Origin of the sequence: Stieleria mannarensis (assembly GCF_014154935.1) — a bacterium.
GTDB lineage: Bacteria > Planctomycetota > Planctomycetia > Pirellulales > Pirellulaceae > Stieleria > Stieleria mannarensis.
The window spans coordinates 114189-126607 of sequence record NZ_JACEHH010000027.1 but is presented as its reverse complement, the minus strand read 5'-3'; the positions used below and the strand labels follow the sequence as shown (position 1 = coordinate 126607).

Here is a 12419-nt window from a genome sequence, read left to right as displayed (position 1 = left end):
TATTGGAATGACCGCATTTATTGGGGTAGCGGAGTGTCTCAAAAACAGGCGATCAAGGCAGCTCTTTTTGGACTCGCCCTAATCCTTCTCATTGCAGGGGCCATTCGATTTATGCGAGAAGGCGGCTTTGCGTCGGCGATCGGCTGGATGGGCGCGGTCGGCGGTGCACTCGCATTGATCATCGAACGGCTAACCGAGGTTGAAGGGATTCCATCGCGACGCAGGCTGAAATCCAGGAACAAGGATGAACTGCGTCTGGAACTGAAGGAGACGTTTGGAGTGGTACCCGCGGAGCACCAATCTAAGAATGAGTTGGTTCGACTACTTCACGACGAATACGACCGCCGCAAGGGCCGTACGAAGCTTTGGGTCAGACTCAAATGGCTTGCTATATTCGCGGCAGTTCCGGTCGCATTTCTCCTCCATCTTATCGGTAAGACGATCTATCCAATCCCGCAGGAATCACTGCCAGAAATTGAATTCGGTTGGTACCAATACACCGAGTCCGGATTAGTTCTCGAAGAACCAGATTCACTCAAGATTGCCGTTAACGATACTGACATTCTGAATAACGAGGTACGGATACCGATTCAGATAGCGCTTCGCAGGAATGACCCCTGGCCTCTTGAAGTCGTACGAGTGGAACTCGGATATCCGAAAGGGATGAAGGTGAGTCCCGGAGGAAAAGCGAGGATAGATGAAAATGAGTCTTTGATCCTGTACGAACATTCCATCGGTACACTCAGTGAGGTTGACACGTATACTCCTTTGGAACGTGTTGACGTCGTGACCATCCCGTTCAAATTCATTACTGATAGAACGATTGTTCAGACTTCGGAGGGGATTCCCCATATGACGACGTGGATCCTTGGGATAGAGGGCTTCGTCGATTCAAAACCAATTCGCTTTCGAGTGCGAGTTTTCTGTAAGAACCGTCCACCGATTTACGGACTCGTAAACATCGGCCTCGCTGGAAAGTTTCAGTTTTTCACCGACGTTGACGAGATGGCGGAGATCCGTGAGGGCGACGAATTAAGCGAAGCTGATCGCATGTTGTTTGTAGACGAATTCGCTGGTGCGCACGAAGAGGATCAGTGGAGTCAAGCTGTCAATCCATCTGGCGACATGATCCGTTATCGAAAGCTAACGACTGGAGATGCGGTGCTTCAAGTATTGGACGTAAACGATCAGCGCCGCAAGCTAAACGTTGATGGAGACGCAGACGGCGGGGTAGATTTTACGCTTGCCGACAGCACTGGCGACGGGCGTGCAGACTTAAAGTTCGTCTCTACGCGATATTGGCCTATGGTAGATTGGTCAGAGAATGCTGCCAAGTGAGTTGCAGAATCACAATGGAACATAGAGCAATCAAATACCGAATTCAGGTTGGGCAACTCAATTGCCACTGAAGTTGCATCCTTCGTGCGAGTTCTATCCGTCTGGAACTGTACGCGGTGAGGCGACTGAAACGGCTCCGGTTTCATCGACCGGAGCAGCGAATTGGCAAGCACGCCTTGCCGATTTTGGACAAGCAGCCAAAAAAATGAGTTTCTGGTGCCGAGCGAATCCTCTGCGGCGTGGCGGTGACGGGCACCGGTCATTTGGGGTTCTGTCGCAACAGTCGACGCTGAGCAATAAAGGCGGATACCCCTCCACTGACATCCAGCACATTTCATTGCCACGATAGCTTCGGGCTGCATGGTCGCCATTTCCAATCGAATCGGTTTCAGCGCAGCGGTCAGATTCACCGCCGCGCTGAAAAGCACAGGATCGACTACGCCGGCGGTTTAGCTCAGGTCGACAGTGCAACGCTTGCGAGCGACGGTGCCGGGGGCCTACGATGGGTGGCTTGCACTACGGATCCTCTGGTTGGAGTCGATGATCATGCTTCGCTTTGGTAATCGTTTCTTGGTTTCAGCGACTTTGGTCGGCGCGGTGGCCTGTGCTTGTTTGACGCTGCCAAAGGGCACGTTGCTGCGGGCACAGGACGCCGGCTTGGATGCCTTTCGAAAACTTCACGGGGAATTGCGTGAGCGGATGGAGACCGATCTGCAAGATGCGGTGACGTTTCTTGATTCGAAGATCGCCGAGAACCCCGATTCGGAAGATCACCACGTGCTCCGTCACAGTCTGGCCTCGCGCTTCGCCGACCAGGAGGACTACCGGGAGGCAACCGCACAGTTTCGCAAGCTGCTTGATTTCTATCTGAAACATGCCGACGAAAGCCGGAACCTGTTCGGCAGCTGGATGACGATCCAAAGCATCCGGGACGTCGCCGAGAAATCCGGCAACGATGACACCCTCCGCTCGGCCGTCGATGACGCGCTCGACGCGTTCCAGGATGCACCGGCCGATTCGGATTTCGACCTGCTGATGCCTCTGGCACAGCTGACCGTCTTGAAGGCACAGCTGATGGTTGAATCAGGCCAGACGGATGCGGCGACGGACTTGATCGAGGCACAAGTGGAACGTTTGCGCAACATCAACGATTCAGACGACGCGAATGAAGCGTCGATGGTGGCCTACGTTCGCGTGCTCCGCGAGCTGGCCGGTGATGAACGCGGCAACGATCCTTGGCGTGATGAATGCATCGAGCGACTCGATGAAGCGGTCAAGGCGGCCGTTGAAAAACATCCCGATTCGCTTGCGCTGCAAAACGACTTCGCCGAGACGCAACTGATGATGATCAGCCAGTGGCGACAAGACGATCCGGAGGCGACCGGAAAGCGGATCGACGACGTGACCCCGACGTTGGCACGCTTTGCGCTGACGAATCAATTGGTCCAGGCCGCGCTTCGCCGGATCGAGCTTTATCGCCAACGGATGGCTGCCGCCAAACCGGTCGCGTCGCTGGTCGGCAAACCGGCCCCGGACTGGGATGTCGATGCGTGGGTCAACGTCATCGAAATCGATCCGGAGGCGATGAAGGGAAAGGTCGTCCTGCTGGACTTTTGGGCGATGTGGTGTGGCCCCTGCATCGCGACGTTCCCGCATCTACGCCAGTGGCGCGCTGAATTCGCCGACCGTGGGTTCGAAATCGTCGGCGTCACCCAGTACTACAACTTCCAGTGGGACGAACAAGCCAAACGCGCCTCCCACGCAAGCGAAGACGTCACGCCGGCACAAGAGCGTCGAACGATCGCCAGCTTTCTGGAGCATCACGATCTCAAGCATCCGGTTTTCGTGACGCCCGAGGGCAGCGACATGTCCGGCGACTTCGGCGTCCGCGGGATTCCGCACGTCGTGTTGATCGACCGCCAGGGCGTCGTGCAGCTGGTCAAAACCGGTGCCGGGAAAGCAACCGCCGATGAAATCCACGCCAAGATCGATGAACTGCTCGGCGATGGTGAATCTTGACGTCGTCGACCAGCTTCGCTCGGCAGGCTCGTGTTGCGAAGTTGTGGCAAAACAGTGGGGGCAAAACGATGGGGGCAAAACGATTTTGCAGTAGCGGAACGCGCCAAGCGTTTCGGTTTCCTGGTCGAATCGCCGAAAGTCTTGGCGACTTCCGCTACGTCCGATCCGAAGAATGCGTCGCGGCAGAATCCAGGGATCAGCGGACGATGTCGTCTTCGTCGCAGCGGTCGATCGCGTGGGCGCTGGCCAATAGGAAAAAACGGGTCGCTTCGACGATCGCTTCGCCGCTGACGCCGCCCCGGACCGGGATGTGGTAATCAAACACGATCGATTCGCGTTGGTTGACGTGGGCTCGGACGGTGGAGATGTCGTTGTTGACGCGATTGACGAACTCCAGCTTGTCGCGCCGATCGGTGTTTTCTTTGACGCCGACGAAGGTCATCAGCATCAAACGTTCGTTTTCGGCCGTCGGCATCACGTAGCAGGAAACGCCACGGGTGACGACCAAGTCGCCGTCGTTGTCGCGGCGAACCTCCAAATCCGTCGGCTCGAAGATCGCTTCCAGCATTTCGTCGGTCAGGTCATCGGGTCGCAGCACTTCGTTGATCGGCATGTCGTTTCCGGGTGCGGGATGATGGCGGTGGCTTGGAAGGGGGGGGAGGGTGAAGCAACATTATCGCCCCTCCAACCAAACCGATAGTGGGAACGCCTGTCAATGGCAAATGCCGTTCGTTTGGTTCGACTGCTGCGGTGATGAGATGGGTGCTCGATCAGACACATCCGTCCCATGAGTCATAGAGGTCCGATCGATCCGACTGCCAGATAGGACCAATAGGACGTAGGGGACACATGTGACGATCGAAGCTCTACCAGACGGTCTAGCTGGACAGCGCCACGCTGCTCCAGTGAATCGCCGGTCGAACGTAGCTACCTTCGCCAGAAGGTGGATCCACGGGGTTTCCCACTACACCAAAGTGGCGCTGTCCAGCTAGCACCACTACAAAAAACAGGCCCGCCGTTTCCGGCGAGCCTGTGTCGTTTTTCGTTGCTTCGATGCGGTTGCGGATGGTCACCGCATCAGGGTCCAAAACTTAGCCAGAGATCTTGGCGACCAAGTCCAGGACCTTGTTGGAGTAACCCCATTCGTTGTCGTACCAGGAGACGACTTTGACGAAGGTGTCGTCCAATTGGATTCCGGCACCGGCGTCGAAGACCGAGGTGCGGGCTTCGCCGCGGAAATCGGTCGAGACGACTTTTTCGTCGGTGTAGCCGAGGATGCCCTTCATGCTGCCTTCGGCGGTTTCCTTCATCTTGGCGCAGATCTCTTCGTAGCTGGCACCCTTTTCCAGTTCGACGGTCAGGTCGACGACGGAAACGTCCGAGGTGGGAACGCGGAACGCCATGCCGGTCAGCTTGCCGTTGAGTTCCGGGATGACCTTGCCGACCGCTTTGGCCGCACCGGTGCTGGAGGGGATGATGTTTTCCAGGATCCCACGACCGCCGCGCCAATCTTTCTTGGAGGGGCCATCGACGGTCTTTTGCGTCGCGGTCGCGGCGTGAACGGTGGTCATCAATCCACGCTTGATGCCGTAGTTGTCGTTGAGAACCTTGGCGATCGGTGCCAAGCAGTTGGTCGTGCAAGATGCATTGGAGACGAAGGTTTCGCCGTTGTAGGTGTCGTCGTTGACGCCCATCACGAACATCCGCGTGTCGTCTTTGGACGGAGCCGACATGACGACTTTCTTGGCGCCGGCATCGATGTGACCTTGAGCGCCTTCGGAGGTCAGGAAGATCCCCGTCGATTCGACCACCACGTCGACTCCGACGTCACCCCAAGCCAGCTTGCTGGGGTCGGTTTCGGCGGTCGCACGAACGGTCTTGCCGTTGACGATCAGGTTGTTGCCTTCGACAGCCACTTCGCCTTTGAAGGGGCCGTGCACCGAATCGTACTTCAGCATGTAAGCCAAGTAGTCGGTGTCCAACAAGTCATTGATGGCAACCACTTCGATGTCGTCGCGACCGATGGATGCACGAAAGACCAGACGTCCGATTCGACCAAAACCATTGATTCCAACTTTGATAGCCACTGTTCGTTTCTCTCCTCGTTCAGGGTAGACTCAGCCAATTCGCTGGCCGGCATCGGATAAAATGTGAGCATTCGATGAGTCAGCGGAAGCCCATTCTCACTCGCTAGGGGAGGAGCTGCGAATCGCTGCGATGAGCTGCAGTCGTGGCGCTGATCATGAGGCGAGATTATAGGAAGACAACTCTGTTTTGAGCCAGCCCCCGCATCCCACCACCCCACCCGATTGGCAGCGGCCACGCGGCGTCGCGGCCGGAACATGGCGATACGTTCACCAGCGGACGATCGCACGCCACTATGACGACTTTGTGGCGGACACTCCGCTATGCGAGTTGGATCGTCGCTATGTCTTGGACACGCTCGCGACGTTATCGGTACGCGTCTCCGCCATCGAATCAACAAATTCCATCAATTCAAAGCCGCTCGTTTTGGACCTGGGGGCGGGCACCGGACGCTTGGCCCAGCCGATCAGCCGACAGGGTTTCGATGTCCTGGCCGTTGACCTCAGCCAGCCCATGCTGGAACAACTGCTCCAGAACATCGCCTCGGCGGACAACGATGACACCAAGGCCGGCACGGTGATGCCGATGCGCGCCAATCTGGTACAACTCGACGCCCTCGCCGACGGCATTGCCGATCACGCGGTTTGCATGTTCAGCACGCTGGGAATGGTCCAGGGCCGGGCCAATCGAATTCAATTCCTGTGCCATATCGCACGCGCCGTTCGCCCCGGCGGTTGTTTGATCCTACACGTGCACCGGCGTTGGGCGGCGCTGCGGGAATCGGGCGGATGGACGCGTCTGTTGCGAAGCTGGTTTGATTCACTTTGCAATCGCGAGGCGGAGTTCGGCGATGCGACGTACGCCTACCGCGGTCTGGAAAACATGTTCATGCACCGTTTTTCCGAAAAAGAAATTCGATCGGAATTAAGCGCGGCCGGCTGGACGGTGGAGCGGATCGACCGCGTGGGGATCGACGGCAGCGATCTGGTGAAATCGGCTTGGGAGGCCAGCGGACTGTTTGTGGTGTGCAGGCGGTAGGCCGATGGGGTAAGAAAGTTTTGGAGGTAAGAAGATTTTTCCCAGGCACAAGCCGCGGCCCGAAATCTTCCTACCTCCGAAATCTTCCTACCCTCTTGCCACCGTTACGGTGATTCAATCCGCGACCGAACCAGCGACACGATCTGCTGCAGCACTTCTTCGGGCAGCATGCCGTCGGTGTTGACGACCACGGCGTCTTCGGCGGCGCGCAACCGTCCGACGTCGCGCATCCGGTCCTCCAAGTCGCGTTGGTTTTGCGCCGACAGCACTTCTTCCAGCGAGACGTATCGGCCCGAATCGGCCAGCTGTCGCATTCGTCGTTTGGCACGTTCGACCGGTGACGCGGTCAAGAAGATTTTGCATTCGGCGTGCGGAAACACCTCGGCGCCTTGGTCGCGTCCTTCAGTGACAATGTCGCGGCCGGCGGCGATGTCGCGTTGGATCTGGGACAGTTGGGCGCGGACGGCGGGGACGTCGGCCAGGAATCGAATCGACTTGGTGACCTCGGGCGTGCGAATCTGCTGCGAAACATCTTCGCCGGCCAGTCGGATGGTGCGGTCCTGCCAGGACAACTCGAGTGAGCCGACCAGTTCGGCCAGCCCCTCGGCATCTTCCAAATCGATATCGGCTCGGATCGCGGCCAGCGTCGCGGCCCGGTAGAGCGCGCCGGTGTCCAAAAACTCGAACGCCAGTTGTGAAGCGACTTGGTGTGCGATACTGCTTTTGCCGGCACCGGCGGGGCCATCGATGGTGACGATCAACGTTGGAACATCCTGTAATTGACGAACAAATTTCACCGCCTATGGTGATGGCGCGACCCACGTTGTGCAATTGGGAGGACGCTGGAATCCCCACAACGCGGCGGCCGGGCGGTTTCCCACGCGGCCTTCACTCGCCCTCTCCGGCTGTTTTCAATCGTGCGCGACTACCTGAAGCTTCACTTCGTCGTCCTGATTTGGGGCTTCACCGCGGTGTTGGGCAAACTGATCGAATTGAGTGCGACGCAGGTCGTCTTGTATCGCAGTGCCGCCGCGGCCGTGATCCTGTTTGCCCTGCTGCCCGGCCGCGCGGCGGTTTCGAAACCGCTTGCCGTTGCCTTGGTCGCCAACGGGATGCTGGTCGGTGCCCATTGGATCCTGTTCTTTTTGGCAGTCAAAGTCGCCAATGTCTCGATCTGCATGATCGGGATGGCCACGACCAGCTTCTGGACGGCGCTGTTGGAACCGATCCTGATTCGCAAGGTTCGCTTCCAATGGGGGAACCTGCTGCTTGGGTGTGTGGTGATCGCGGCGGTGGTTTGGATTTATCGAACCGAAACACGGTTTCACTACGGTTTGTTGGTGGCCTTGGTGGGCGCGATCGTGGCCACGCTGTTTTCGATCATCAACGGATGGTTCGCCGGTCGAGTTCATCCGCAATCGGTGGTCATGTACGAGATGGCCGGTGCGGCGTTGTTCTGTGGTGCGGCACTGGTCGCGGCTAGCACGTTTGGGTTTCCGCTTGATTCGGACCGCTACCTGCCAGAGTCGCTGGAGTGGTTGTGGTTGGCGATTCTGGTGCTGGCCGGAACCGTGCTGGCCTATCAGATCTACGTCCGGCTGTTGGATCGTCTTTCGGTGTTCACGATCAACTTTGCCAACAACTTGGAACCGGTCTACGGGATCTCGTTGGGGGCGTTGATCTTTGGCGATCACGAGTTGCTCGGCAGTGACTTTTACGTCGGCACGCTGGTGATCCTGGCGGCGGTGATCGTCCAACCCTGGCTGATGAAAGCGGAAAGCACACCGCGTGCCGAGTGATCCGATAGAATGGGTGACCATCGCCAGAAGGTGGATCCCCAGCAGGAGCGCCACCGGGAAAATCGGCTAAAGCCTCGACACCAACGACACCCGATCCATTGCCACAGGTGCCTTGATGTTTTCCTACGCAAACCATGCAGCAAGTCCACAACGACGGTGGATGAACCGGGCGATGGTCGCCATCGTCTTCACGGTTCTATTCGCTGCGACAGATCGCTGTATTGCGGAGCAGCGGACGATTCGGCTGGGCGTTGTCGATGCGGACACCGGCGAGCCGGTCGCGGCGCGGTTGTACTTGAAATCTGCCGCGGGCAAACCGTTCTACTTTCAATCCGACGATGCGTCCGGTTCGGCGGTGCGCTACGAAAAACAAAACTGGATCAACAAACACTCCGTCGAGTACCACACCACGGTCTCGGCCCACCGCTGCTCGGCCGCTGTCCCCGAAGGCGAGTATCAATTGACCGTCGAGCGCGGGAAGACGTACTTTCCGCACACCCAGACGCTGACGGTCGGTGCCGACAACCTGGACTTGACGGTCCGTTTGAAGCGTTGGGCGGACCCGCAAGCACGGGGCTGGTATTCCGGCGACACACACCTGCACCGCACGATCCAGGAATTAAAAAACGTCGTCGTCGCAGAAGACTTGAATGTCGCGCTGCCGCTGACCAACTGGGTCACGATCGCCGATCGAGCTCCGGGTGCGGGCGACAAGAACTTGACCGACATTCCCGAGGGGCTGGTCAAGGTCGATGCGACACACGTCATCTGGCCTCGCAATACCGAGTACGAAATCTTCACCGTCGGCGGGCAACGACACACACTCGGTGCCCTGTTCGTGCTCGGTCATCGCAACGCGTTGGAATTAGGCGTGCCGCCGTGGCGGCCGGTCGTCCAGTCGGTTCGGTCGACCGATCCGGACGCGTTGTTCGACATGGACAAATTGGATTGGCCGTTCGCGATGGTGTTGCCGACGATCGCGCCCGACGCGTTGTACGAGCTTTCGAACAACCACGTTTGGCGAACCGAGTTTGCGTTTCGAACCTGGAACACGCCAGCCCCGGCCTACATGCAGCCTCCCTACGGCGCCAGCCAAGGCGGTCATCGTCAATGGATCGACTACACGCTGGGGATGTACTACACGCTGCTCAATTGCGGCTTTCGCATGCCGCCTTCGGCCGGAACGGCCAACGGCGTTCATCCGGTGCCGGCCGGATTCGGTCGCGTCTACATACACCAGAAGGACGGATTTGAATTCCGCGACTGGATGCGCGGCCTGCGGGAGGGACGTTCGTTCGTCACGACCGGGCCGATGCTCTACGCGACCGCCGACGAACAGGATCCCGGTCACGTTTTTCGTCAGTCAGCTACCGAGGCGATACCTCTGGCCGTCGACGTGCTCTCTGAAACCAGATTGTCCTATGGCGAACTGTTGATCAACGGGCGTCCGGAAGTTCTGCTGCGGCCGCAAAACCAACGCACCGCCGAAGGTGCCTTTCGTTCGGCGTTCTCACTGGATGTCCTTCCCGAACGTTCGGGCTGGTTTGCCGTTCGGTTTTGGCAGCCCCGCGATGACGGGCAATCACGGTTCGTCCATTCGGCGCCCTGGTATGTCGAAATCGGTGGTGAACCAGTTCGTCCGCTAGCGCGGGAAAAACGCTATCTGGTCTCGCGTTTGGAAAACGAAATGCGTCGCAGCCGGGGCATCGTGCCCGAGGCCGCGATGCAGGAGTACGAGCGGGCACTGGCGTATTACCAATCGCTGGACGTTTACGATGACTCCGCCGAGGTCGCTTCCGCAGCGAGGCCATCGGAAGGAGAATCATTGGAACGTTGGCTGGACAACATGATCATTGACCATCGGTTTGACGTCGACGAAGTCCGGCAAGCAACTGGGTTGTCATCGGAAGAAGCAGCCGAAGCGATCGAGCAGCGAGCCGACTCGGTCGCCTCGACTGGCTTCCGAATTCTGCCCTATCCCGGTGGCCGACACCCGCGGATCGGATTTCTTGACGGAGCGATTCGGCCGCAGCGCGAAACCAAGGTCAGTGTCTTTCCACCCTGGGATGACGGAGGCTACGTCGTCGTCGACGTCCCCGAAGCGGTGTTCTCGAATCTCGGGTTGACTTACCTAGCCCACGAACACATCCCCACGATTTGGACCGAACAAGGCATCGATTTACCCCGCTTGGAGTGGTCGGTCGACGAAGACACACTGCATGTGGAAAGAAAACTTCCCGGCGGGATCGTGATCGAAAGCCAAGTGACCGAGCAATCCGGCACCGCAGCGATGCAGCTGAAATTGACCAACGGCACCAAGGAAAAACTGACGGGGCTGCGCGTCCAGGTTTGCGTGATGCTGAAAGGGGCGATCGGGTTCAACGCGCAAAAAAAACTGGAAAGCGTCACCGCACCGCCCTTTGTCGCCGTACGTGCTGCAAACTCCAATCGCTGGATCATCACCGCTTGGCAGCCGAATCATCGTGTCTGGACGAACCCGCCGGTCCCCTGCATCCATTCCGATCCGGTCTTCCCCGACTGTGCCCCCGGTCAGACGGTCACCGTCAACGGCGGATTGTGGTTTTACGAAGGTGACGACATTCAAAGCGAACTCAATCGTTTGGTCGATTAACCCTAATCTGTGGGATAGGCTTCCAGCCTGTCATGTGGGATAGGCTTCCAGCCTGTCATGTGGGATAGGCTTCCAGCCTGTCAATTCGCGGCTGACAGGCTGGAAGCCTATCCCACTCTCGGCATCTGACAGGCAAGATGCCTATCCCACTCTTGCCACCCGTCGGGTGACCGAGGCGTAGATGGCGGCGTAAACGGCCACGGCGAACATGGCGACCCCAAAGGTGCCGGTCCACAGCGTCGTCGGTCCGAAACGCGACAACACCGCCCCGCCGATCGGGGCACCGATCGTCAGCGCCGATGCGTAACACATCGTAAACACGCCCAGATAGCTGCCACGCAACTCCTCCGGTGCCATGTCGGTGACGATCGCCTGGTTGAACGGCGCCTGCAGGATCTCGCCCAAGGTCCAAATCGCGATGCACAAAGCGACAAAGACCAGACCGCTGCCGGTGGCCGTCAGCCCGAACCCGATCGAAATCAACACGCCGCCGATCAACACAATCGTCATCGCGTTGAAACGCGACAACCAATGCGTCAGCGGCAATTGCAGCACCACGATCAACAACCCGTTGACGGACATCAGCAATCCGAATTGCAGGTTGCTGTACCCCAGCTGCCGAATGTAAATCGGCAACGTCGACAAGCCTTGCACGAACACCAACGCGATCAACAAGGTCGAGACGCAAAACAACAAGAACGGAAGATCCAGTCCGATCTTTCGCAGCGCCCCGACCCAAGATTCGTGCGGTGCACGCGATCCTTCCTGGTCGACCGACGGCTGCCGCCGACGCGTCTCTTCGATCGTCAGCGCGATGATCAATCCGTACACGATCATCGACGCCGCATCGATCCAAAACAGACACTCGAACGAGTATCCGGCCAGCAGTCCGCCGATCGGCGGCGCGATGGCAAAGCCCAGATTGATGGAAATGTACATCAGGGCGAACGCGTGTGGACGCCGGTCGATCGCGACCAAGTCACCGATCATCGCCGCCGCGGCGGGCCGATACAGGTCCGCCACCAACGCAAAGATCCCGACCGACACCATGAACAGCCAGCGGTTGGTCACCGTCGACAGAAACAGCAAGATTGCCGCGCCGCCGAACAGCGCCAACAACATCACCCCGCGCCGCCCGACTTTGTCCGCCAAATGACCGCCGAAGAAGGAACCCGCCATCGACCCCAAACCCAATACGCCGATACAAGCGGTGGCAAAGGGCACGCCGAACCCGAGTTGTTCGCTCGCGTAAATCGCCAAGAAGACCAATACGAACGACCCGGCTCGGTTGATCAAGGATCCGAGACATAGAATCCGCACCGGTAGCGGTAATTGGATGTAATCGCGAAGCACGGGAATGCCGCCAAGAAGGGACCATCGGAGAGATCACGGCGATCGTGACCGAATCGATGACTCTGGGACAGCGGTCGACCGTCGAGGGTTCGCCGCGCGAATCACTTGAACGGAATTTGAGTGAGTCCACCGATGGCAGGGCGTCCCCAAGGAGG

Annotated in this window: 9 protein-coding genes; 5 read left to right on the top strand and 4 right to left on the bottom strand. The window is 58.4% G+C overall.

Annotation, left to right across the window (positions count from 1 at the left end; all coding sequences use genetic code 11):
* The coding region (locus H1B37_RS18860) for a hypothetical protein (RefSeq protein WP_220498263.1) at positions 1–1338 on the top strand (1338 nt) is incomplete at its 5' end.
* Positions 1339–1884: 546 nt separating this feature from the next.
* Positions 1885–3357: a TlpA family protein disulfide reductase gene (locus tag H1B37_RS18855; protein WP_182868210.1), complete on the top strand. Its 1473-nt coding sequence runs from the start codon at positions 1885–1887 to the stop codon at positions 3355–3357.
* Between the two features lie 196 nt (positions 3358–3553).
* On the opposite strand, the gene H1B37_RS18850 is transcribed toward H1B37_RS18855, so the two are convergent.
* Positions 3554–3970, bottom strand: a complete 417-nt coding sequence (locus H1B37_RS18850) for a YbjN domain-containing protein (protein WP_182868209.1) — start codon at positions 3968–3970, stop codon at positions 3554–3556.
* Positions 3971–4448: 478 nt separating this feature from the next.
* Positions 4449–5444, bottom strand: coding sequence for a type I glyceraldehyde-3-phosphate dehydrogenase (gene gap, locus H1B37_RS18845; protein ID WP_182868208.1), 996 nt, complete (start codon positions 5442–5444; stop codon positions 4449–4451).
* A 187-nt stretch (positions 5445–5631) separates the two neighbouring features.
* Between gap and H1B37_RS18840 the strand changes: the two genes are divergently transcribed.
* A complete protein-coding gene (locus tag H1B37_RS18840) occupies positions 5632–6480 on the top strand; it encodes a class I SAM-dependent methyltransferase (RefSeq protein WP_182868207.1) in 849 nt (282 codons plus the stop codon).
* 104 nt (positions 6481–6584) lie between these two features.
* On the opposite strand, the gene cmk is transcribed toward H1B37_RS18840, so the two are convergent.
* On the bottom strand, positions 6585–7241 hold the full coding sequence (gene cmk / locus H1B37_RS18835; protein ID WP_182868218.1) for a (d)CMP kinase: 657 nt from the start codon (positions 7239–7241) through the stop codon (positions 6585–6587).
* 156 nt (positions 7242–7397) lie between these two features.
* On the opposite strand from cmk, the gene H1B37_RS18830 reads away from it, so the two are divergent.
* Positions 7398–8279, top strand: coding sequence for a DMT family transporter (locus H1B37_RS18830; protein ID WP_353620864.1), 882 nt, complete (start codon positions 7398–7400; stop codon positions 8277–8279).
* A 160-nt stretch (positions 8280–8439) separates the two neighbouring features.
* Positions 8440–10911, top strand: coding sequence for a CehA/McbA family metallohydrolase domain-containing protein (locus H1B37_RS18825; RefSeq protein ID WP_182868206.1), 2472 nt, complete (start codon positions 8440–8442; stop codon positions 10909–10911).
* Positions 10912–11052: 141 nt separating this feature from the next.
* Here the strand turns inward: H1B37_RS18825 and H1B37_RS18820 are convergent, their stop codons facing one another.
* The gene (locus tag H1B37_RS18820; protein ID WP_182868205.1) at positions 11053–12264 is read right to left on the bottom strand and encodes an MDR family MFS transporter; all 1212 of its coding nucleotides are present in this window, start codon (positions 12262–12264) and stop codon (positions 11053–11055) included.
* Positions 12265–12419: the final 155 nt, after the last annotated feature.